Below are 23,084 nucleotides of genomic sequence, written 5' to 3'. Positions count from 1 at the left end.
GCCAAGAGCCTGGAAGCGACTCGGTGATAATTGGCTCACCTGTCAGTCTGGCTCAGGTTGAAAAAATTGTAGTAGTTAATGCGACAAGAGTAAATCCTGATGTTGTCGCCATGTAACAACAATGACTTTTTGTATCAATTTGGTGCGGTTGTTGGGCGAGCTATGCTAATGAGTTAACGATCACTTAATGCGCTGATGAAATCCGCTGCCGGCATCGGTTTGGCAAACAAATAGCCTTGCATGAAATCTACCTGATGCTCCGTCAGGTAATCGGCTTGGGCCTGTGTTTCGACACCTTCGGCAACAATGGCCAGATCCAGCTTTGCCGACAGTTCAATGATGGAGTCGAGAATATGCCGTGATAGCGCATCGATGCCGATCATGGCGACAAAGCTCTGATCGATCTTGAGAAAGTCGACCTTGAAGGCGCGCAAGTAGCCGAGGCTTGAGTGGCCTGTACCAAAATCGTCGATCGCGATTTTCACTCCAAGTGCGTGCAATTGCTCAAACAGTTGCAGGGTCATCTCATTCGGTTCGATCAGCTCGCGCTCCGTCAATTCCAGCACCAGCTCGACGCTGCCGGGCGCAAACGCCGCCAGGAGGTCGCGACAGTCTTCGACCAGTTCCAGATCCTTGCAATGGCTGGCAGTGATGTTGATGCCGATATGGAAAGGTTTGGCGAAGACCGCAGAATGCGGTCCCAGCAGGGCGGCAGTCTGTTGCATCAGCGCGCGGGTCATCGGCACGATCAAGCCTGAATGCTCGGCAAATGGAATGAACAGATCCGGGCGTACGAGGCCCTCTTTCGGGTGATTCCAGCGCATCAGCACTTCAGCGCCGGACCACTGCTTGCTGTCACCGTGAACCACCGGCTGGAAATAAGGAATGAATTCCCCGGCCTCGAGTGCGCGAAGCATTTCGTGACTGGGCGAGTTCGAGCGTTTCTGCACGACATGGCCGATGGCGCCCGAGATCACGCCGAAAAATATCAGCAGGCTGAACAACGGCGGGTAGTTGGCCGCCATGTAACGCCAGGTCTCTCCCTCGGGAAAACCCGCCGACACGTTGAAACCGTATCGTTCGGATTCGAGCATGCTATGCGCGACTGGCAAAGCGGGCAGGGGCCCTTGATGCACTCTGCCGTCGGCGGACAGCCAGTTATCGCCCACTTGCAACATCAGTAATGTCTGGCGGCCGATCAGGCGCAGGATGTTGCTCAGGTGATAACCATCAAGCGTGGTCAGCGCGCCGCCACGACCGTCGCTGAGGCGGTAGATCAACAATGCCGTGTCGGGAGTGACGGGATTGCCGTTCATCAACCACAGTTTGCCTTGATGATAGTCCCCGGCATTGACCGCTTCCTTGAACTGCCCGAACAGTGAGCTGCAGTAGAGCGTGTTGTCCCAGACCAGATTGGTCGAGCGCACGAAGGGGCGTCGGGTCACTTGTTCGCGCAGGGCCAGTTTCACGTCTTCGCAATTTTTCCCGGCCAGAGGCAGCAGAACCCGGGCGGCTTCTGCCGTGTTGTCGAGCATCAGATCGAACTGTTGCAACGCTTGTTCGGCCGTTTCCCCGGCACTTTGCTCCAGCGTTCGTTTTGCCTGCATATAAAGAATCCCACTGCCCAGCACGATTGGCAGCAGACCGGTGAGCAAAGTCACTGCGATTCGGGTGCTGCGTTTGCGGCGGGATCGGTGGGTCAGTGGCATGGACACATCCTGTGGTTTAGAAATCCGACCCGATAAACAATTGAGCCAGAGGTGAGAATAGATGGCAGATGGCGCTTGCGCCGTAGGTAAAAAAGCGGATTTTATACAGAGGGCAGACAGGCCTGGTTACGCTGTGTAGAATCGGGTTACGCATACAATAATAATCGTCTTCTGGCAGCAGAAGCCTCGCCCGCAAGAGCCTTGGGTCGACAATGAAGATATTCGGGTTTCAACTGATCTACGGAGACTTCCTCGCGCGCAGCGTGCGTGGCATCTCCTGCGCGCCGCCCTCCACATCACTTTCCTGACAAATAACCCTGGTTAATTGATAAGAAATGATGAGGCGTCACCATGGCAGATTTATACGAAAACCCAATGGGCCTGATGGGCTTTGAATTCATCGAGTTCGCAGCGCCGACTCCTGGCACACTGGAGCCGATCTTCGAGATCATGGGCTTCACCAAAGTCGCGACCCACCGTTCCAAGAACGTGCACCTGTATCGTCAGGGCGCAATCAACCTGATCCTCAATAACGAACCCAACAGCGTCGCCTCGTACTTCGCCGCCGAACACGGCCCGTCCGTTTGCGGCATGGCGTTTCGCGTGAAGGATTCGCAGAAGGCCTACTCGCGCGCGCTGGAGCTCGGCGCCCAGCCGATTCACATCGAGACCGGTCCGATGGAACTGAACCTGCCGGCAATCAAAGGCATTGGCGGCGCGCCGCTGTACCTGATCGACCGTTTCGGTGAAGGCAGCTCGATCTACGACATCGACTTCGTGTTCATCGAAGGCGTTGATCGCAACCCGGTCGGTGCCGGCCTGAAGATCATCGACCACCTGACCCACAACGTTTATCGCGGTCGCATGGCCTATTGGGCGAACTTCTACGAGAAGCTGTTCAACTTCCGTGAAATCCGTTACTTCGACATCAAAGGCGAATACACCGGCCTGACCTCGAAGGCCATGACCGCACCGGATGGCATGATCCGCATTCCGCTCAACGAAGAGTCGTCGAAGGGCGCCGGGCAGATCGAAGAGTTCCTGATGCAGTTCAACGGTGAGGGTATCCAGCACGTTGCGTTCCTCACCGACGACCTGATCAAGACCTGGGATCAACTGAAGAAAATCGGCATGCGCTTCATGACCGCGCCGCCGGATACCTACTACGAAATGCTCGAAGGTCGCCTGCCGAATCACGGTGAGCCGGTCGATCAGCTGCAATCGCGCGGTATCCTGCTCGATGGCGCATCGGAGCAGGGCGACAAGCGTCTGCTGCTGCAGATTTTCTCGGAAACCCTGATGGGGCCGGTGTTCTTCGAATTCATCCAGCGCAAGGGCGATGATGGTTTCGGCGAGGGCAACTTCAAGGCCCTGTTCGAATCGATCGAGCGTGACCAGGTGCGTCGTGGTGTGTTGACCACCGAGTAATCTGAAACGAAAAAATCCCGGCCTGCAGAAATGCAGGGCCGGGATTTTTTTGCTTCATACAAAACCTGTGGGAGCGAGCCTGCTCGCGAATGCGGACTTTCATTCAACAGTCATGTTGACTGGTCTGACGACTTCGCGAGCAGGCTCGCTCCCACATTTGTCTTGTGTTGCATTCAAGAGCGGCGTTGGCGCATCAAGTGTTTGAAGCCTTCGAACACCAGCACCACAACCGCCAGCCAGATCGGGATGTAAGTCAGCCACTCGCCCGACTTGATGCTCTCTCCCAGCAACAATGCCACCGCGAGCAACAGCACCGGTTCGACATAACTCAACAACCCAAACAGACTGAACGGCAGCAAGCGGCTGGCGATGATATACACCACCAGCGCAGACGCACTGATCAGGCCGAGCAGTGGAATCAGCCACATCAGCCCCGGATATTGATCGAACACGGCCAGGCCCTGTTCGCCGCCCTGCACAAACCAGTAGGCGACCGGCAGCATCAGGGTCATGTCGACCCACAGGCCACCGAGGTTGTCGGTTTGCAGGTATTTGCGCAGTACGAAGTACAGCGGATAACCGACCACGACCATCAGCGTCGCCCAGGAAAATCCGCCAACCTGATACAGCTCGTTCAACACGCCAAGACTGGCGAAAAATACCGCGATTTTCTGCAGGTAAGACAGGCTCTCGCCATAGGCAATCCGCCCGGTCAGCACCATCGCCAGTGGCAACAGGAAATAGCCCAGTGATACATCCAGGCTGTAATCATTGAGCGGTGCCCACATGAACAGCCACAGCTGAACCCCGAGCAGGGCTGAAGAAACCAGCAGCCCGGCAATCAGCTTCGGCCTGGCTGCCATCAATCGGAACAGCTCCAGCACCCGCCGCCATTCCCCGGAAACCAGCATGAACACCGTCATGCACGGCACGGTCAGAAGCATGCGCCAGCCGAAGATTTCCACGCCGCTCAGAGGGGTCAGCAGCGACGTGTAGTAATACATGACGGCAAACAGCACGGAGGCTGAAACCGATAGAGCGATACCTTTAGACAAACTGTCCTCGCGACGTGATGGTTGAACGGGGCGCGCAGGATACGTGGTTTTTGTGCTGAATATTGAGCGGATGCTCATTATTTCCCACATCCTGGAGCCAAGCACAAAACCTGTGGGAGCGAGCCTGCTCGCGAAGAGGCCAGCAGATTCAGCATAGATGTTGCGTCGGCTGGCGCTATGCATGATTGCATCGCTTAAACGCAAAAGATCGCAACCTTCGGCAGTTCCTACAGGGAACGCATTCCACAGTAGCTGCCGAAGGCTGCGATCTTTTGATCTGCGCGTCTGATTAGGCCCGCAACCTCCCCGTCATCCGCAACGCCAGCAGACTCCCGCCGACGATCACCGCCGCCAGCACGTACAACGCTGCATCCGTCGAACCCGTGCTGTCCTTGACCCAACCCACCAGGTACGGGCTGAGGAACCCGGCCATCTGCCCCATCGAGTTGATCAGCGCCAGCCCACCAGCCGCTGCGCCCGCGCTCAGCATGGCGGTCGGCACCGGCCAGAACATCGGCAGACCGGTCAGTGCGCCCATGGTCGCTATGGTCAGGCCGAGAATCGCAATCGCCGGATTGGCCGCGAAATTCACCGCGATCACCAGCCCGACAGCGCCCATCAGCATCGGTACCACCAAGTGCCAGCGGCGCTCCTTGCGCAAGTCCGCCGAGCGGCCGACGACCAGCATGAACACCGCCGCGAGCAGGTACGGAATCGCACTCAGCCAGCCGATCACCAGGTTGTCGCTGAAGCCGAGGTTCTTGATGATCGACGGCAGCCAGAAGTTGATCGCGTACACGCCGCTCTGGATGCAGAAATAGATCAGGCCGAAGGCCCAGATCGCTGGGTTCTTGAACACCGCGAGCAGCGAGTCGGTGGCGGTTTTCGGTTTGTTGGCGAGGTCTTCGGCGTGGTCGGCTTCGAGCACCGAACGTTCATGGGCGGTCAGCCATTTGGCATTGGCGAAGCTGTCGCTCAACAGGAAATACGCCAGTGCGCCGAGGATCACCGTCGGAATGCCTTGCAGGAGGAACATCCACTGCCAGCCGGCCAGGCCACCCTGGCCAGCGGCGAAGTGGTTGAGAATCCAGCCGGAAAACGGGCTGCCGAGCAAACCGGAGACCGGGATTGCCGACATGAACAACGCCATGATCCGGCCACGGCGGAAGGTAGGGAACCACTGCGAGAGATACAGCACGACGCCCGGGAAGAACCCGGCTTCAGCGGCACCGGTGAAAAAGCGCAGGGTGTAGAACTCGGTCGGGGTGGTGACGAACAACAGGCAGGTCGACAGCGTGCCCCAGGTGATCATCATCAAGGCAATCCAGCGCCGAGGACCGAAGCGGGTCAGTGCCAGGTTGCTCGGCACGCCGCACAGCACATAACCGATGAAGAAAATCCCGGCGCCGAGGCCGTACACCGTTTCGCTGAATTTCAGTGCATCGAGCATCTGCAGTTTGGCGAAGCCGACGTTGACCCGGTCGAGGTAGTTGAACAGATAGCAGATGAAAATGAAGGGAATCAAACGCAGGGTGATGCGTTTGTAGACGGCGTTTTTACCGTCGTCGATGGTCTGGGTAGCTGCGGCGCTCTGCGACATAGCGGCTCTCTCTTTATTATGATTTTTTGCGATGCAAAGGGTAACGTTGATCGCCCTGAGAGTCTCGGCCACCTTTGGCCGGATTGTCTTTGTGCCTGAGCACAGGGTTTGCCGCCAGACCCTGTGCGGCTGAACAACCGTTCGTGCCTGAACTGAAGGATTGCCGCCGCTATGTTCGAACTCGATCACGACCTTGCCCAAGACATCGTCGACCGGGCCATGGCCATTTTGCCGTACAACGTCAATGTCATGGACAGTCAGGGCCTGATCCTCGGCAGCGGTGAACCGGAACGCATCAACACCCGGCATGAAGGCGCGCAACTGGTGCTGGCCAACGGGCGTGTGGTGGAAATCGACGCGCAGACGGCGGTGCATCTCAAAGGTGTGCAACCGGGGATCAATCTGCCGCTGCTGCTCGATCAGCGCTTGATCGGCGTGCTCGGCATCACCGGCGAGCCGGAGCAATTGCGCACCTACGCCGAGCTGGTGCGCATGACCGCTGAAATGCTGGTCGGCCAGCGCAACCAGCAGGCCGAGCAACAATGGCGACGGCAGCGTTGCGATGATCTGCTGGCGTTGCTGCTGAGCGAGGCGGGGGATTCGCCGCGTCTGATCGATGAGGCGCAGCAACTAGGGCTCAAGCCGCAATTGACCCGGGTGCCGTATTTGTTTGAGCTGGGTCTTGAGCACGGCCCGGGGCAAACCGTCGAGGCACTGAGTGCGTGGCTGACCTCGCGTTACCCGGACAGTTGGTGCGTGAGTTCGGCGAAGTCTTCGTTGTTGTGGTGTCGCCCGGCGAGCCAGAACGTCGAGCATGATCGCCTGCTGGAAAAACTCGATGGCCTCGGCTGGAAGATTTTGCGCATCGCCGTCGGCGGGCAGGCGGATGGTCTGGCCGGGTTGCGTCGCTGTTACCGACGAGTCGGCGATTTGCTCGCTTATGGTCGTGACGTGCTGCCGAATTCGAGACTGCTGACGCTCAATCGTTATCGCTTGCCGGTCATGCTGTGGCGTCATCGCAACGATGATGCGCTGGACGAACTGCTCAAGCCGCTGCGCCAGGTCATCGCCAAGGACAGCAACGGCCAGTTGCTTGCGACCCTGCGCAGTTGGTGCGAGCACGACGGGCAGAGTCAGGCCTGTGCCGAGGCGTTGGGCATTCATCGCAATAGTCTGCGTTATCGCATGGAGCGGATTGCCGAGTTGAGCGGGGTTGATCCGTTGAAGCTAGATGGGATGCTGGCGTTGTATCTTGGGGTGCAGCTGCTGCCGCAGACTGATCCATTGCCATGAGTTGTCCTTGAGGCCGCCATCGCTGGCAAGCCAGCTCCCACAGGTCAGAAGGCGTTCATAACTTCCATAGTCACCGCAGAACCCTGTGGGAGCTGGCTTGCCAGCGATGAGGTCGGTACGACCAACACATATCTTTTGTGGAAATGAACAATAAACGTCGACGCCACTTGTGCAGCCGACCGGCGTCAACGCTCACGACCGCTGGCAGCATGAATGCCACTGCAACCGGAGAATTCCCATGAAGATCGTCATCGCCCCCGACTCGTTCAAGGACAGCCTGAGTGCCCAAGGCGTTGCCGAAGCCATTGCCCTCGGACTGGCGCAGGTCTGGCCGCAGGCGACGCTGATCAAATGCCCGATGGCCGATGGCGGCGAAGGTACGGTCGAGTCGATTCTCGCAGCCTGCGAAGGTGAGTTACGCCGCACCCGCGTGCGCGGTCCACTGGGCGCGCCGGTCGAAGCCGCATGGGGCTGGCTGCCGCACAACCACACCGCGATCATCGAAATGGCCGAGGCCAGCGGTCTGCAACTGGTCCCGCCGGGACAGCGCGATGCCTGCATCAGCAGCACCTTTGGCACAGGTGAATTGATTCGTGCAGCGCTGGATGCCGGCGCGCAACGGGTGATTCTGGCGATTGGCGGCAGCGCGACCAATGACGCCGGCGCCGGGGCGATGCAGGCGCTGGGGGTGAAGTTGCTGGATGCGCAGAATCAGTCGCTGGTGCCCGGCGGCCTGGCCTTGGCGCAACTGGCGCGACTGGATCTGAGTGGACTTGATCGACGTCTGGCCGATGTGCGTTTCGACATCGCCGCTGATGTCAACAATCCGCTCTGCGGCCCTCACGGCGCCTCGGCCATTTTCGGCCCGCAGAAAGGCGCATCGCCTGCGCAGGTTGAGCAGCTCGATCAGGCGCTGGGGCACTTCGCCGAGCTTTGCGCGCAAGCATTGGGCAGGGACGTGCGCGATGAACCGGGCAGCGGCGCGGCGGGTGGTCTGGGGTTTGCGGCCAAGGCTTTTCTCGGTGCGCAGTTTCAGGCGGGCGTCGAGGTGGTAGCGGAACTGGTCGGGCTCGCTGACGCGGTCAAGGGTGCGGATCTGGTGATTACCGGAGAAGGCCGCTTCGATGCGCAAACCCTTCGCGGCAAAACGCCGTTCGGTGTTGCGCGAGTTGCCAAACAACACGCTGTGCCGGTGATTGTGATCGCCGGGACCTTGGGCGAGGGCTACCAGGAACTCTATCAACACGGCATCGACGCCGCTTTCGCCGTGACCAGCGGACCGATGACACTCGAACAAGCCTGCGCCGAAGCACCGCGCCTGCTGCGTGAACGCGCCACCGATATTGCTCGGGTCTGGCAACTCGCCGCCCAACGCTGATCGGCTTGCCTATGTAGGAGCTGTCGAGTGCAACGAGGCTGCGATCTTTTGACTTTTAAAAGCAGGATCAAAAGATCGCAGCCTCGTTGCACTCGACAGCTCCTACCAAGGGCAGCGGAGCAGTTTTTGATTGTTGCCACGTCCTGAAAAATATTTACCGCAGACCCGAAACCTTCCTCAAGCCTGGCCGATACAACGGTCAGGCGCACACAAAACCACAACTCAGTGCCGCCGGACTGTCGCCCGCTATGGGCCAGTGCTCACGGCATGGACGCTCGCAGTTTCTTTCTTTCGAGAGTCCGACCATGTCCCTGCGTAACCTGAATATCGCGCCCCGTGCTTTCCTCGGTTTTGCCTTTATCGCCTTGTTGGTGATTGTCCTCGGCGTGTTCGCGGTCAGCCGCATGACGGTCATTCGTCAGGCGTCGGTCGACATGGACACCAACCAATTGCCAAGCGTGACCCACCTCAGCGTGGTCACGGAAAACGTCCTGCGCATGCGCATTCTCTCGTTCCGTGTGCTGGTCAATCGCGAACCGGCCAGCCTGCAAGAGGCAGAAACCCGCATCGCGGTGCTCGTCGACAAGGTGCGCAAAGCGCAGGCCAGCTACGCTGCGTTGCCGGCAGGCCCTGAAGAGCGCGCGGTCTTCCAGACGTTTTCGACGACGCTCGATAATTACCTGCAAGCGCAGAATCAGATGATTGAGCTGTCGCGCAAGGGCGATCTGGAAGCGATGCGCGCGTTGATCAACACGCGCATCAAGGAAGGCACCGATCAGATGGGCGAGCAGCTCAACAAGCTGATCGGCATGAATACCGCCGGGGCCAGAGCGGCGGCCATTAAGGCCGGTGAAAACTATGACAGCGCCATCACCGGGATCATCATCGTCGCCGTGATTGCGGCGCTGGCCACCGTGTTGCTCGCCTGGTTGCTGACCCGCAGCATCGTCACGCCGCTCAACCGCGCCGTGCTCGCTGCGCAAACCATTGCTGGCGGTGACCTCAGTAAAGCCATCGAAGTCGACGGCAAGGACGAACCGGCGCGCCTGCTCGAAGCCTTGGCCGCGATGCAGACCAACCTGCGCAAAACCATCGAGCAGATCGCCGGTTCCGCCACGCAACTGGGCGCCGCTGCCGAAGAACTCAGCGCGGTCACCGAAGAAGCGTCGCGCGGGTTGCAGCAGCAGAACAACGAAATCGAACAGGCCGCCACGGCCGTCAACGAGATGACCGCTGCGGTGGAAGAAGTGGCGCGCAATGCCGTTTCGACTTCCGAAGCTTCCAATCAGTCGACCCACGCCGCCCGCGAAGGTCGCGATCAAGTGGTGAAAACCGTCGACGCGATCCAGACCATGACCCACGACGTGCAGAACACCGCGCAGATGATCGAAGGCCTCGCCGCGCAGGGCCGTGACATCGGCAAGGTGCTGGACGTGATTCGTGCCATCGCCGAGCAGACCAACTTGCTGGCGCTCAACGCTGCGATTGAAGCCGCGCGTGCCGGCGAGGCTGGCCGTGGCTTTGCCGTGGTGGCTGATGAAGTGCGAGCCTTGGCCCATCGCACCGCGCAGTCGACCCAGGAAATCGAGAAAATGGTTGCCGGCATCCAGAACGGCACTGGTGAAGCGGTCTCCTCGATGCAGCAAAGCAACCAGCGTACCCAGTCCACTCTGGAAATGGCCCGCGCGGCTGGCGTGGCACTGGAGCAGATCACGCAATCGATTCACCAGATCAACGAACGCAACCTGGTCATCGCCAGCGCGTCGGAAGAGCAGGCGCAAGTCTCGCGCGAGGTCGATCGCAACCTGGTCAATATTCGCGACCTCGCCACGCAATCGGCCGCCGGGGCCAACCAGACCAGCGCCGCGACCCACGAGCTGTCGCGACTGGCAGTGGATTTGAACGCGATGGTGGCGCGTTTCGTGATTTGAGATACGGTGAAGGCTGGAAACCGCGCTAACAGGAGACGTACATGCGCTATTCAGCCTTGACCCAACGAATCGCCGGGGAGGGTGCCGCTGCCTGGCAGATTCACGACCGAGCGCTGGAACTGCGCGCCGAGGGCGTTGATGTTTTGTTGTTGAGCGTCGGCGATCCGGATTTCGATACGCCGTTGCCGATCGTCCATGGCGCGATCGATAGCCTGTTGGCCGGCGATACCCATTACGCCGATGTGCGTGGGCGGTTTGAGCTGCGCAGGCTGATTGCCGAGCGTCATCGCCAGCGCAGTGGTCAACGGGTTGATCCTGATCAGGTGATTGTCCTGCCCGGCGCACAATGCGCGGTGTACTCGGTGGCGCAGTGCCTGCTCGATCCGGGCGATGAAGTGATCGTCGCCGAGCCGATGTACGTCACTTACGAAGGTGTGTTTGGCGCCTGCGGTGCCAAGGTGATTGCGGTGCCGGTACGCCCCGACAACGGTTTCCGTGTCGACCCGGCCGATGTTGCCGCGCGCATTACCCCGCGAACGCGCGCCATGCTGCTCAACAGTCCGAACAACCCCAGCGGCGCGAGTTTGCCCTTGCTGATCTGGCAGGAGCTGGCAGCGCTGTGCATTCGTCATGATCTGTGGTTGATCAGCGATGAGGTGTACAGCGAGCTGTTATATGAAGGCGAGCACATCAGCCCGGCGAGCCTGCCGGGCATGGCCGAGCGCACCGCGACGATCAACAGTCTGTCGAAATCCCATGCGATGACCGGTTGGCGTATCGGCTGGATGATCGGCCCGAATGCCTTGGCCGAGCATCTGGTGAATCTGTCGCTGAGCATGCTCTTCGGTCTGCCGGATTTTGTACAGAAGGCCGCGCAAGTAGCGCTGCAAAGTGATCTGCCGGAAGTCTCTCAGATGCGCGAGGAATACCGCTTGCGGCGCGATCTGGTGTGCGAGCGTTTGCACGGTTGCCCTGGGTTGCAGCCGATTCGCCCGGATGGCGGCATGTTCGTGATGGTCGATGTGCGCCAGACTGGCCTCGGCGCCCAGGCATTTGCCGAGCGCTTGCTGGAAGGTTACGGGGTATCAGTGTTGGCCGGTGAAGCGTTCGGGCCGAGCGCGGCGGGGCATATTCGCATCGGGCTGGTGGTGGATCGGGTCAAACTGGCGGATGCCTGCGCGCGGATTGCGTTGTGTGCGGTGCAGCTGTTGCAGGCGCGCAGTGCCTGAGGGTCTTGCATTGCCTGAACCGGCGCCTTGCTGATCGTTCCCACGCTCCGCGTGGGAATGCCTCTAGGGACGCTCCGCGTTCCAACTTTCGGAAGGGACGCGGAGCGTCCCGGGCTGCATTCCCACGCTGAGCGTGGGAACGATCAGCATCAAGGATTCACCAGATTCGCCGGCCGCTGTCCATTCAACGCCGCCAACAGATTCTCCACCGCACACCGCGCCATTGCCTCACGCGTTTCATGAGTCGCCGAGCCCATGTGCGGCGTCGCCACCACGTTGCTCAACTGCAACAACGGCGAGTCATGATTCAACGGCTCGCGCTCGAACACATCCAGCCCCGCCGCGCGAATCCGCTTGCTGCGCAACGCCTCGATCATCGCCGCCTCATCAACCACCTTTCCCCGCGAGATATTGATGAAAATGCTTTCCGGCCGCATGAGCGCAAATTGCTCGGCGCCGATCAAACGTTCGGTCTGCGCCGTCAGCGGCAAGGTCAGGCAAATGAAATCGGCCTGCTGGAGCAACTCTTCGAGGCTGCGATATTGTGCGTCGAAACGCTCCTCGACCGCCGGTTTGCGCGACTGGCTGTGGTAGATCACCGGCATGCCGAAACCGAAATGCCCGCGCTGGGCCAAGGCTTCGCCGATTCGGCCCATGCCGATGATGCCCAGCGTCTTGCCGTGCACATCGGTGCCGAAATGCGCCGGGCCGATGTTGCGGCTCCACTGCCCGCCACGGACCATGTTCGCCAGTTCGACCACCCGCCGCGCGGCAGCGAGGATCAGGGCGAAACCGGTGTCGGCGGTGGTTTCGGTGAGCACGTCGGGGGTGTTGGTCAGCAGAACCTTGCGCCGATTCAGATACTCGATGTCGTAGTTGTCAACACCCACCGAGACGCTGGCAATCGCCTCCAGCTGCGGCGCCAGATCGAGCAACGCCGCATCCAGTTTCAGGCTGGCGCCGAGCAAACCGTGGGCGCGGGGCAGGGCATCGCGCAACTGCATGAGGCCATCGGCGTCGAGGCTTTCGATCAGCGTCACGTCAAACTGCTCTTGCAGGCGCGCCATCAGCGCGGGCGAAAGTTTCTTGTACAGCACGACCTGTTTTTTCATGGCAAAAGTCCTTTCAGGAATGCGCCGGCACACGCGGTGTGGCGGCGGCTTTGGCGACGACGCGATCACTGGCGCCGGGCTTGAGGAAAATCGTCAGTACCACCGACAGCAGCAGCGCGCCGCTCATCAGCAGATAGGAAGCGCCGGGCGAACCGGTGGAGCTGTTCAGATAGCCGACCAGATACGAGCCGCCAAAAGAACCGAGCGCGCCCATGCTGTTGATCAGCGCCATGGCGCCACCGGCAACGTTGGCCGGCAGGATCTCCGGGACGATGGCGAAGAACGGCCCGTATGGCGCGTACATGCAGGCGCCGGCAATGACCAGCAGCGTGTACGACCACCAGAAGTGTTCGGCGCCCAAGGCATAAGAGCCGTAGAACGCGATGGAGGCGATCAGCAGCGGCGGCCAGACGAAGCGTTTGCGCTTCTGCAATTTGTCCGAACCCCACGACACCGCGAGCATGCCGATCACGGCCGCCAGATACGGCAGCGCCGACAGCCAGCCAGCCTCGATCATGTCCATCTGCGCGCCGGCCTTGAGGATCGATGGCAGCCACAAAACGAAACCGTAGACGCCGATGCTCCAGCAGAAAAACTGCAGCGCCAGGATTATCACCTTCGGCGAGCGGAACGCCTCGGCGTAGTTCTTCACCGCTTTGATCCCGACCTGCTCAGCGGCCAGCGCGCTTTCCAGATCGTGTTTTTCCTGCTCATTGAGCCACTTGGCCTGGGCCGGGCGGTCGTCGGCCAGACGCCACCAGATAAACGCCCACAGCACCGCCGGCAGACCTTCAATGATGAACATCCAGCGCCAGCTGAAATGCTGCACCAGATAGCCCGACACCACCGACATCCACAGCATCGTCACCGGGTTACCGAGGATCAGAAAGGTGTTGGCCCGCGAACGTTCGGCACGGGTGAACCAATGGCACAGATACACCAGCATCGCCGGCATCACCGCCGCTTCGACCACGCCGAGCATGAAGCGAATGACGATCAGCCAATAGGCGTTGGACACCACGCCGGTCAACGTGGCCAGACCACCCCAGAGGATCAGGCTGACGAAAATCAGCTTCTTGACGCTGTGCTTTTGCGCGTAGATCGCGCCGGGAACCTGGAAGAAAAAGTAACCGAGAAAGAACAGCGCACCGAGCAGCGAGGACAGACCCGGTGTAATCATCAGGTCTTCGGCCATGCCCGACGCGGCGGCAAAACCGTAGTTGGCGCGATCAAGATAGGCCAAGCTGTATGTGATGAACACAATCGGCATGATGTACCACCAGCGGCGGGTGGCGAGGGTTGCAGTTTTCATCGGTGTGACTCCTGAGCTTGTTGTTTTTGTCGCAGCAGGTTCATTGATTTGCGGTGATCAGGCGGGCCTCTTCGCGAGCAGGCTCGCTCCCACAGAGGATTGCATTCCAAATGTGGGAGCGAGCCTGCTCGCGAAGGCGGATTCAAATTCAACCGATAACTCTTGGCGAGTCGGCAACCCCTCCATGTCGCCACGACTCTGCACCGCGCGACTGCCAATCCAGTTCGCCCGCTGCACGGCCTCGGCAAAACTCTGGTGCTCGAGCAGGGCGCTGATCATGCCGACCGCAAAGCCATCTCCGGCACCCACGGTATCGACCACGTTGCTCACCGGCACGCCGGCAACGAAGCCCTGATCCAGCTGCGTGCGGTAGTAAGCACCCGCAGGCCCGAGCTTGATCGCCACGGCCTCGGCGCCCTGATCCAGATAGAACGCAGCAATGTCGGCCGGGTCGTCGAAACCGGTGAGCAAGCGACCTTCACTCAACCCCGGCAGGACCCAGTGGGCAAGGGCGGCGAGGCGGTTGATCTGGCGGATCATCTCGCCCTCGCTGGCCCACAGGCTCGGGCGCAGATTCGGGTCGAATGACACGCTGCGCCCGGCGTTGCGCATCCGGGTCATCAGCTCGAAGGACATTTCCCGGCTGGAGCCTGACAGCGCCGGCGGAATACCGGTGGCGTGCAAATGGCGGGCGCTCAGCAGGTTGTCGCTGATGGAGTTCGGCGACAAATGACTGGCCGCCGAACCGCGCCGGAAATATTCGACCTGCGGGTCGCTGCCATCGTCGTTGCGCGATTTGAACTGGAAACCCGTTGGCTGGTTTTTATCGACTTCGACGTGGCTGCAATCCAGACCTTCCTTGATCAGCGTCTCGACCACAAAGCGTCCGAGTGAATCGTTACCCACCCGGCTCAGCCACGCGACGTTGAAACCCAGGCGCGACAAGCCGATCGCGACGTTGCTGTCGGCCCCGGCAATCCGTTTGTGAAACTGCTCGACCTTGGCCAGATCGCCGGTCTGCTCGGCGACGAGCATTGCCATGGTTTCACCGAAAGAAAGAATATCGATCTCAGACATGAGCTGGCTCCAGGCGCGATTGACCGAGGCGGGCGAGGGCGGCGACGTGTTCGCGGGTCAGTTGCACCAGGTCATCGCCTTGCAGCGGGTATTCGGCGGCGCGCATAACGCCTTGGTCCATGTGCCGCAGCAGTTGTTCCCACAGATGCAGATCGCTGATGGCCGGCGGTACGGCGATCAGTTTGCCGTCGGCGCGGCGCGCAACGGCTTTGCAATGCACATAACCGACGTGACGGCCGAGCGCGCGTGCGGCGCTGGCGGCGGACTGGTCCTGCCAGTGCCAGTTGCCAATGTCGAAGGTCATCTTGATCGGCAGGTTGTACTGCTCGACGGCGGCAAAGAAACGCTGGAACGGCTCGATACGTCCGCCGTGCAAGGTCTGGTCGTTCTCCACCAGCAGTTGCACCGGGCTTTGCTTGAGTCGCTCGGCCAGTGCCTGCAAGTCAGAGTTGTCGGTGAAATAACCGAGGGACACTTTCAGCCATTTCGAGCCAAATGCCTGGGCCTGCTGCAGCGCGGTAATCAGTTCGGGATTTGGCTGCGCTTGCCCTGCGAGCCAGAGTTCGGTGGGTGAGGAATAAATGCTTTGCAGGCCCTGCGCCTGGGTAGCCTGAGCCAGTTGCGCCGGGTCTTCACGGGTCAGCAGCTCTTCACGCCACTCGATGCGATTCGCCCCGGCTGCCGCGAGGATGTCGATAAAACAATCCTGCCCACGCTGGCGCACGAGCTCGGCGCCGTAGCTGGACAGACTGATGGAAACGGCTGGTTTATTCATTGTTATTGACCTCTGAAACCGGTTTCATTTTTGTTCAAAAAAAATCAGGTGATTCTGTAGTGTTTTTGCAGGCCCTTTGGCGAGCAGGCTCGTCCCCACATTTGCAACACGGTCACCTGTGGGAGCGAGCCCGCTCGCGAAAGCGCCAGATCAGACGCCGGCAATCCCTCGGGTCGAACCCCGCTCAATCAGCACCGGCGCAAAATCCACAATTCGCGCCACCTCATCATCCCCGCGCAAGCGCTTGAGCAGACACTCAAACGCCCGCGCGCCTATCTCTTGCGTCGGCTGTGCCAGCGCGGTAATCCCGCTGCCCACCAGCGGATACCAATCCAGATCATCCAGGGCAAGCAGCCCGACATCCTCGAACAAGCGCACACCGAGTGCGCGCAACGCGTGAGTCGCCGCCAACGCCGCCACGCCATTGGCGCAAAACAGTGCTTTCGGGCCATCACCGGGTGTGTTTAAAAAGGTTTGAAGTTGCGCGTTCAGATCATCACCGGTTTCCAGCACCGCCCCAGTCAGGGTCGAGCGCTGAGCAATCTGCGCCTGAAAACTGCTGACCCGTTCGATCCGCGAACTGGTGCCGTCAAATGGTTCGGTGACCAGCAATAAATCCCGATATCCGCGCTGCTCAAGGTGCGCGAGCGCCATCTCTACTGCTTGCGAGTTGTTCAACCCGACCATGTCGCTGTCGAGCCCGTCGACCTTGCGATCCACCAACACCATAGGCATCTCGCGGCGCAGCTCGTGCAATTCGTCACGGTGATGGCCCAGCGTGTTCACGATCAGCCCTTCGATGTTGTACGAGCGCAACAGCGCCAGATGCTGGCGTTCCTGCTCATCATCGCGATCGGTGTTGCACACCACCAGGCTGTAGCCGTGCGCACGGCAGGCGGTTTCCACCCCGTGCATCACGGCAATCGAATAGGGGTTACGGATATCGGCGACGAGCATGCCGATCAGCCGAGTGCGCCCGCGTTTCAGGCCGCGGGCCATTTGGTTGGGGCGGTAACCGAGTTCATCAATCGCCTGCTCGATGCGCCGGGCAATGGCATCGGAGAGCAGCGCGCGGTCGTCGCCAATGAAGCGCGAGACGCTGGCCTTGGATACACCAGCGCGTTCGGCAACATCAAGCATGGTCACGCGGCTGCGCTGGGCGGCGGAGAAGTCGTTCAATGGGTCAGACCTTATTTTTGAAATGTAGCGTTTTAACGGCATGGATACCGCTGAAACCGGTTTCAGAAGACACTATCTGACCGTGAGCCGTCAACCTTCAAATGCAGCGGAAGCAGTCACGGCAAAATGGATTTCCGACAAACGGTTGCTTTACCTGTCAGATCTGACAGTAGGCATCTTTCCAATACCAGCGCTTAATTTCTTTCAGGCCTAGATGACCAGCCAGTGAGAAATTCCATGCCGATCGAAACGCCGATTACCTCCAGCGATCCATTGAATCCCGGCGTGCTTCTGAGCCTGCCACGAGTGGAAGGCGTCGATCCGCTTGACCCGGCCGGAACATTGCCGCCGGACGCAAAACAGGTGGGCATCGTTTGTATTATTGACCGCTGGCCGAACTTTCCTGTTTCAGGCGTGAATAAAGATCGTGTTGAAATTTTCATTGTTGGTAACCCTGATTTCGTCGCCTTTGGCGAGTATGGGGCCGCGGACGATGCGCCGGAGTTTCGTATTCCAGTAGCTCCCGAGAAACTTCCGGATGTGGCTACGTTTGAGCTTTTCTACACAGTACGTTCGATCAACCCTACTACGTCACCTTCACGACGCCTGACTTTTGCGATAGTTAAGCCGCCGCAACTTTTGAAGGAGGTTACTTTTCCCGATGCGGATGCCTGGGGATATATCGGATGTTACAAGAACCATCCCGACGATCCGGAAGCCTTGTTTATCTGGGAAGGGGTACGTATCGAAATTCCTTTCGATGACTTGTTTCAGCTTGCGGATGTCCTCAGCCTGGATTGGCAGGCATGGGATTCTTTAAACGGGTCGGGAAACCCTTTGACACAGGTGTTTAACTTTACTGAGGTTGTGACAGATGTTGTGACCAAGGAGCCAGTGAAGATTGTAATCAAGCCCTTTGCTTCACATATAGAACCCATGGAGGAAAACGATTCGGCCTTAGTTAATTACCAACTATTGCGCGACGGTGTACCTATCTTTCGCTCGTTTACCGGGCTGGTGAAGGTAGACAGGAAAATTCCGGGAGAAAGCAAGTATTGCTCGGATGCAAGTTGGATGAAGTGATCAGGCCGCAACAGTAGCAGCGATATTACGACTGCAGTTGGCGACATTCGCCATTGTCGAAGATGCATGGATCAAAAAACATTTTCTACGCAATGGAGAAGGCACATGACAAGTATTCAAACTGCGGAGTCAGGCACACCCTTGGGCGTTCTGGTCGCACCTACCCCCGAATTGCCAGACGGGCGCGGCACGAACAAGGACATCATTCCGATAGCTGCGATACCTGTGGGCGCCGCGCTGACACTTATGGTCAAGACCAATGTGTGGTCGAATCCTAACAGCAGAGATCAGATCGCCCTTGACGTTACGCGAACCCAGCCTCCTGCCAATCCGCTGCCGACAGACTTCACGCGGTTAAACAGGGTAAACCTCGGCGACGTGGCCAGCCGTCCTGTAGATTTTCCGATCACAGTGCCTACCGAATTTCTGGGTGAGGATGCAACCCCGGTGGGGCCGACGCCGATCTGGGTGCGTAGCGTGCTGTATGAGCGGGGGCTCAACCCGCTGACCGGTCCGGTGATGAAGTTTTTTATCGACCGTACTGGTGCCTGGCAAGCGAAACCTGCACAAACAGGTACAAATCCAGGACAGGTTCCAGGCGCCAGAACAATTCCGCCAGCCACCTTTCCAAATGCCCCCGGGGATCTGGATGACACATGGGCGGGTCAGCCAGGTAACGAAGGGGGATTGCAGGTACAAATTGATACCGGCTACGCCAACGTTCAGCCGGATGACACGTTGACCCTGTACGTGGCAGGTACACGTACCAACCCTCCGCAGGTGCCCCCTTTTTTCAACGGACCGATGCCCACCGATGGCAAGCTGTCCATCCCGACCGCAGAGCTACGCAAGGTAACGAGCGGCCGGGCCTTCATCTGGTTCATCATTACTGACGCTGCTGGCAACCAGAGCGCATGGGGCGTGTATTTCAAAAACGTGCGTTTTCTGCCACTGCCCAAACTGGGCGTCATTACCGTCCCGGCAAACGAAGATGGTCTGATCGATTTAAAAGATGCGCGTGCAGGTGTGAAGGTAAAAGTCAGCCGGTTGGTAGATACAATCGGCACCGACGTAGTGAGCCTGACATACGGCGCTCAACCAGCCCAGGATCTGCCATTCAACGCACTCACGGAGCTGGAGTTCACCATTCCTTGGTCGAGTCTGAGCAAACAATACTTTGATAACCAGACGGGTACGAATTTTGAATTGGACGTGGTCGTCAAAGCTGACTTGATGCGTGGCGGCTTATCCATCGACGACGGATCAACAACTGTCAAAACAGATTTCTCGACGCATCCGCCTTATACCGTCGACCCGACGACCCCGCCCCCTGAAGTTAATCCCGAATTCCGGAAACTGATCGTCCGCGGACAGCCACCTGTCACGGATAACTTACTGGGCCCTCAGGATGTCGATCAGACAGCCAAGGCTCACATCGATGTCTCGCCTGTCACCGCCGGGACGTCGTTTCCCGATCCCGAACCGGGCGATCTGGTTACCCTGAAGTATCTTGGGGATCAAGGCGAAATTATCGTTAATTCCATTCAAATGACTCAGTCGAATATCAATAATGTCGTTCAGATAGATTTGCCATATACCGTTGTCGGTCCGGGTGGTATCGGGCTTAAAGAGGCTTGGTGGACATATGAAAACCCCGCCCGGAATAATACTCAAGACTCGGCAAAGGAGACGGTAACTGTCAATACTGTAGTCATCGTTCTCGATAAGCCAGAATTCCAACGCCCACCTACAGATGGCACCGAAGACCCATACATTATTTGCGAGAGCTTGACGGGGGATGATCACGTTGCGACGTTCAAGATCAAACCTAATGATCATTTCACCGATGGGATGAATATCACATTCAATTGGCAAGGCTGGCATGACGATAAATACACCATAGACGCACCGCCGGATACGGTTTTTTCCGATACTCGTGCGATCACTTCGCTCGAGTTAACGGAGGGGATGCTTTGGGAAGTGCCATACGCACCTTTTATTCGTAATCTTCCTCGTCCACCTGCTACCACGCCTGATCCGACCGACTTTTACGCAGGTTATGTCAAAATCTGGTATTCGACGCCAATTGTAACCACGTCAGAAGTTCAGGAAATGATTGTCTACCTGCTCAATGCTGACTTCTTGTACTGCGAATCGGAACCGGGCTGGGATCCTGCGCCTGCTCCATAAACGGCATTCGCGATCATTGCATTGCCGGAGAGCCAACCTCTTCAGGCAATGCAATTTAATTGGGGAAGCAAGAAATAGCTCGAAATGTCGCGAGTGGGCGATTAAGCCCACCTACTAAGAGGATTAGTCCTACAGAGAAAGTCCAGACTAGCAGGTATTCTCCGGCGTCGCCTACAAAGGTCGTCTGATGGAATATGTACGTCTGAACCGTCCTTCTTCCGTCCCGATAAACCTCAACGAGAAGTGTATATGACGTTTGAAAATAGCTTGGGACCGACAGTTTTGAAACTCACTGGCACGCTCTCTTGTGCAGCATTACTGATCGCAATATCCGAGACGGCCTTTTCCCGAAATCTCAATCCTGGTGAAGTCGAAACCGTATCCGTCGGTGCTACGCCAGAAGCCTGGTTCATCCCTGCCACTGCCACGCTTAACGTCAATGGCGGTGATACGCTGAACATCGTTGTCGGCGGTGGGACGTTAAACGCGATTTCCGCCAGCACTTCACAGATTGAAGCCTCAGCAGACGCCCGAGTGTCTCTGGACGCGGCAACGGTGACGGCTAGCAATTTCGACACTGCGCTGAGCTTGACCGACAGCTCGGCAGTGGTATCCGGCAGTACGCTGTCCAGCGATGGCAGAGCAATGTCGCTTGCGCGCGACCTGAATATACCCGTTGGCTCAACAGCGACCGTCACTGGCAGTACGTTGACAGGCGGTTTTTCGGGTGCAGCGGTGACATCCCTCAGTACGTTGAATCTGGTGGACAGCCGGGTTGAAGGGACCGACGCAGACGGTGTTGGCCTCGAACTTTACGGCGGCAACGCCAACATCAGTGCAGCCAGCGAGGTCATCGGAGAACTGGATGGGATCATCTTTGGCGAGGATACTGTCCTGAACCCGAGCGATGTCACCGCACAGAGTGTACTGAAGATTGATGGGTCAACCGTGCAGGGCCGCACCGGCGCAGCGATCAAAGTCGATTTTGCGACGCCGGACGATCAACCGGTATTGATCGAGATAGCTAACCGTTCGAATCTGATCGGCGGCAACGGTAATATCCTCGAGGTCATGGATGGCGCAGCAGCGCGCTTTCAAATCGACGACAGCCAGTTGACCGGCAATGTAGCGGTTGCTGACGGCGGGACCGCCGCGGTTTTCTTGCAAAACAATGCCAGCCTTGACGGCGATTTGACCAACGTCGATTCTGTTTCGCTCGATACCCGAAGCATACTCACCGGTAACATTCAGGGCTCCGGGACTGGCGTCGTGATGCTGGATAACGACTCGATCCTGCACGGTTCGGTTACCGGCGTCAGTGCTATGTCCATCGGGCGTGGCGCTGAATGGAACCTGGTTGGCAGCAATTCGTTATCGAATCTCGAAATGCAGGGCGGGAATGTGAGATTCGGCACGCCCGCCGAGTTCGTCCGCCTGGATGTTGCCAACCTGTCAGGCAACGGCCGGTTTTTTTTGGATGCTGACGTGTCCACCGGTGAAACGGACTTTCTCAATGTCACGGAATCAGCCAGTGGCCGTCACGAGCTGGTAGTTGGTGCAAGCGCCAGCGAACCTGTCACCGGTGCACCGCTTCAAGTGGCTAACATCGCTGGCGGGGATGCTGAGTTCGATCTGAGAAACGGTCAGGTTGATCGTGGTGCTTTGGCGTACAAACTGGTGCGAGAGGGCGAAGGTATTTTCCTGCGGCCTGATGGGACAACGCCGAGCACTGGTTCACAAACAGCATTGGCAATTGCCGGTACCGCTCCTACTGTTATCTATTCGGAAATGACCACTCTCAATACCCGCCTCGGCGACCGTCGCATGGCCGGCACTCAGCCCCGATCGCGATCGATTGCGTCACTGGACTCAGATAATCAGAACGCGACCAGCGGCCTGTGGATACGCACTCATGCCAATCAGTACAACGTCAAGAATGCCTACGGTGATGGTTATAAACAAAATCAGACTGGCGTCTCATTGGGGGTGGACACGCCACTACCGATAGGTGATGGCCAATGGTTGATCGGGGTTTTTGGTGGCTACAGCACCACTCGCCTTAACCTGGCCCGCGGCAGCGCCGGCACGATCAACAGCACCTATGGCGGGATGTATCTGTCCTGGTATGACGAAACGACCGGGTATTACGTGGATACCGTTGGCAAAATCAACCGTTTCAGTAATGACGTCAAAGTCACCTTGAGCGATGACACTCGAACAAAGGGTGACTTCGATAATCTCGGCATCAGTGGAACCGTCGAAGTAGGTAAGCATATAGTCTTTAACCGAGGTTACTTCATCGAGCCCTCTGCTCAGGTTGGTGTTGCGACGGTAAAAGGCAAGGACTACAAGTTGGACAACGGACTGCAGGTAGACAGCAACGAGACCCGCTCATTGCTCGGCAAGGTCGGAATGACCGTTGGTCGCGAGGTGGTGCTGAACAATGGCGGAAAATTGCAACCCAGGCTGCACGCGGCGTTAAGTCATGAATTCGTCAACAATAATCGTGTCAGCGTGAATGACACTGGATTCAACAACGATTTGTCCAGCACCAGCCTCGAACTGACCGGGGGCCTCAATTGGGTTCCGGCCAATAACAAATGGCAACTGTATGGCGAGATAGGGACCAGCAGGGGCAGCAAAGCTGACCAGGAGCTAGGAGGGAGTGTCGGGCTGAGCTTCAGTTTCTGATTGCATCAGCATTAAAAAAAGGAAGCCTCGCAGCTTCCTTTT

At 58.4% G+C, this 23,084-nt stretch carries 16 protein-coding genes; 8 read left to right on the top strand and 8 right to left on the bottom strand.

Translation table 11 applies throughout. The features are described from left to right. Positions 1-173: 173 nt before the first annotated feature. Positions 174-1,709 (bottom strand): EAL domain-containing protein, encoded by a 1,536-nt coding sequence (locus PSH90_RS14725; protein WP_305380872.1) that lies wholly within the window; start codon positions 1,707-1,709, stop codon positions 174-176. Between the two features lie 351 nt (positions 1,710-2,060). Here PSH90_RS14725 and hppD point away from each other — a divergent pair, with 351 nt between their 5' ends. Next, a complete protein-coding gene (hppD, locus tag PSH90_RS14720; protein ID WP_016774910.1) occupies positions 2,061-3,137 on the top strand; it encodes a 4-hydroxyphenylpyruvate dioxygenase in 1,077 nt (358 codons plus the stop codon). A gap of 173 nt (positions 3,138-3,310) precedes the next feature. Here hppD and rarD read toward each other — a convergent pair whose 3' ends face one another. Further along, positions 3,311-4,192 carry an EamA family transporter RarD gene (gene rarD / locus PSH90_RS14715; protein WP_056789655.1) on the bottom strand — a complete coding sequence of 294 codons (882 nt, stop codon included), beginning with the start codon at positions 4,190-4,192 and terminating at the stop codon, positions 3,311-3,313. Between the two features lie 289 nt (positions 4,193-4,481). Beyond that, positions 4,482-5,792: an MFS transporter gene (locus PSH90_RS14710; RefSeq protein WP_252886299.1), complete on the bottom strand. Its 1,311-nt coding sequence runs from the start codon at positions 5,790-5,792 to the stop codon at positions 4,482-4,484. A 171-nt stretch (positions 5,793-5,963) separates the two neighbouring features. Between PSH90_RS14710 and PSH90_RS14705 the strand changes: the two genes are divergently transcribed. From PSH90_RS14705 to PSH90_RS14690, 4 genes are all read left to right on the top strand, one after another. Continuing rightward, a complete protein-coding gene (locus tag PSH90_RS14705) occupies positions 5,964-7,085 on the top strand; it encodes a sugar diacid recognition domain-containing protein (protein ID WP_150635138.1) in 1,122 nt (373 codons plus the stop codon). 238 nt (positions 7,086-7,323) lie between these two features. Continuing rightward, on the top strand, positions 7,324-8,463 hold the full coding sequence (locus tag PSH90_RS14700; RefSeq protein ID WP_150635139.1) for a glycerate kinase: 1,140 nt from the start codon (positions 7,324-7,326) through the stop codon (positions 8,461-8,463). 305 nt (positions 8,464-8,768) lie between these two features. Continuing rightward, positions 8,769-10,394, top strand: a complete 1,626-nt coding sequence (locus PSH90_RS14695; RefSeq protein WP_150740940.1) for a methyl-accepting chemotaxis protein — start codon at positions 8,769-8,771, stop codon at positions 10,392-10,394. A gap of 41 nt (positions 10,395-10,435) precedes the next feature. Continuing rightward, entirely contained in the window at positions 10,436-11,623 is a 1,188-nt protein-coding gene (locus tag PSH90_RS14690) for a pyridoxal phosphate-dependent aminotransferase (protein WP_056789670.1), read from the top strand. A gap of 149 nt (positions 11,624-11,772) precedes the next feature. Here the strand turns inward: PSH90_RS14690 and PSH90_RS14685 are convergent, their stop codons facing one another. From PSH90_RS14685 to PSH90_RS14665, 5 genes are all read right to left on the bottom strand, one after another. Then, entirely contained in the window at positions 11,773-12,735 is a 963-nt protein-coding gene (locus PSH90_RS14685) for a D-glycerate dehydrogenase (protein ID WP_252886298.1), read from the bottom strand. A gap of 13 nt (positions 12,736-12,748) precedes the next feature. Beyond that, complete coding sequence (locus tag PSH90_RS14680; RefSeq protein WP_186569106.1) at positions 12,749-14,047, bottom strand: MFS transporter; 1,299 nt, start codon at positions 14,045-14,047, stop codon at positions 12,749-12,751. Positions 14,048-14,104: 57 nt separating this feature from the next. Next, on the bottom strand, positions 14,105-15,124 hold the full coding sequence (locus PSH90_RS14675; RefSeq protein WP_056789679.1) for a sugar kinase: 1,020 nt from the start codon (positions 15,122-15,124) through the stop codon (positions 14,105-14,107). Then, the gene (locus PSH90_RS14670; RefSeq protein ID WP_150740936.1) at positions 15,117-15,899 is read right to left on the bottom strand and encodes a sugar phosphate isomerase/epimerase; all 783 of its coding nucleotides are present in this window, start codon (positions 15,897-15,899) and stop codon (positions 15,117-15,119) included. Before PSH90_RS14670 ends, PSH90_RS14675 begins: the two co-directional genes overlap by 8 nt. 150 nt (positions 15,900-16,049) lie before the next feature. After that, on the bottom strand, positions 16,050-17,078 hold the full coding sequence (locus tag PSH90_RS14665) for a LacI family DNA-binding transcriptional regulator (RefSeq protein ID WP_290128308.1): 1,029 nt from the start codon (positions 17,076-17,078) through the stop codon (positions 16,050-16,052). Positions 17,079-17,315: 237 nt separating this feature from the next. Between PSH90_RS14665 and PSH90_RS14660 the strand changes: the two genes are divergently transcribed. From PSH90_RS14660 to PSH90_RS14650, 3 genes are all read left to right on the top strand, one after another. Then, on the top strand, positions 17,316-18,161 hold the full coding sequence (locus tag PSH90_RS14660) for a hypothetical protein (protein WP_305380871.1): 846 nt from the start codon (positions 17,316-17,318) through the stop codon (positions 18,159-18,161). A 105-nt stretch (positions 18,162-18,266) separates the two neighbouring features. After that, a complete protein-coding gene (locus PSH90_RS14655; protein ID WP_056789691.1) occupies positions 18,267-20,351 on the top strand; it encodes a hypothetical protein in 2,085 nt (694 codons plus the stop codon). Between the two features lie 249 nt (positions 20,352-20,600). Beyond that, positions 20,601-23,042, top strand: coding sequence for an autotransporter outer membrane beta-barrel domain-containing protein (locus PSH90_RS14650; protein ID WP_252886296.1), 2,442 nt, complete (start codon positions 20,601-20,603; stop codon positions 23,040-23,042). Positions 23,043-23,084: the final 42 nt, after the last annotated feature.

This window comes from Pseudomonas sp. FP1762, assembly GCF_030687105.1.
Classification (GTDB): Bacteria; Pseudomonadota; Gammaproteobacteria; order Pseudomonadales; family Pseudomonadaceae; genus Aquipseudomonas; species Aquipseudomonas siliginis.
Note: the sequence above shows the minus strand (reverse complement) of the source record. Positions and strands in the feature narration are given on the sequence as shown.

What these genes read in the sequence shown, in the direction of transcription:
- PSH90_RS14675 (WP_056789679.1), bottom strand. Translation starts at nt 15,124, where the DNA reads ATGTCTGAGATCGATATTCTTTCTTTCGGTGAAACCATGGCAATGCTC.
- PSH90_RS14685 (WP_252886298.1), bottom strand. Translation starts at nt 12,735, where the DNA reads ATGAAAAAACAGGTCGTGCTGTACAAGAAACTTTCGCCCGCGCTGATG.
- PSH90_RS14670 (WP_150740936.1), bottom strand. Translation starts at nt 15,899, where the DNA reads ATGAATAAACCAGCCGTTTCCATCAGTCTGTCCAGCTACGGCGCCGAG.
- PSH90_RS14725 (WP_305380872.1), bottom strand. Translation starts at nt 1,709, where the DNA reads ATGCCACTGACCCACCGATCCCGCCGCAAACGCAGCACCCGAATCGCA.
- PSH90_RS14650 (WP_252886296.1), top strand. Translation starts at nt 20,601, where the DNA reads ATGACGTTTGAAAATAGCTTGGGACCGACAGTTTTGAAACTCACTGGC.
- PSH90_RS14655 (WP_056789691.1), top strand. Translation starts at nt 18,267, where the DNA reads ATGACAAGTATTCAAACTGCGGAGTCAGGCACACCCTTGGGCGTTCTG.
- PSH90_RS14710 (WP_252886299.1), bottom strand. Translation starts at nt 5,792, where the DNA reads ATGTCGCAGAGCGCCGCAGCTACCCAGACCATCGACGACGGTAAAAAC.
- PSH90_RS14700 (WP_150635139.1), top strand. Translation starts at nt 7,324, where the DNA reads ATGAAGATCGTCATCGCCCCCGACTCGTTCAAGGACAGCCTGAGTGCC.
- PSH90_RS14690 (WP_056789670.1), top strand. Translation starts at nt 10,436, where the DNA reads ATGCGCTATTCAGCCTTGACCCAACGAATCGCCGGGGAGGGTGCCGCT.
- hppD (WP_016774910.1), top strand. Translation starts at nt 2,061, where the DNA reads ATGGCAGATTTATACGAAAACCCAATGGGCCTGATGGGCTTTGAATTC.
- PSH90_RS14705 (WP_150635138.1), top strand. Translation starts at nt 5,964, where the DNA reads ATGTTCGAACTCGATCACGACCTTGCCCAAGACATCGTCGACCGGGCC.
- PSH90_RS14680 (WP_186569106.1), bottom strand. Translation starts at nt 14,047, where the DNA reads ATGAAAACTGCAACCCTCGCCACCCGCCGCTGGTGGTACATCATGCCG.
- PSH90_RS14660 (WP_305380871.1), top strand. Translation starts at nt 17,316, where the DNA reads ATGCCGATCGAAACGCCGATTACCTCCAGCGATCCATTGAATCCCGGC.
- PSH90_RS14695 (WP_150740940.1), top strand. Translation starts at nt 8,769, where the DNA reads ATGTCCCTGCGTAACCTGAATATCGCGCCCCGTGCTTTCCTCGGTTTT.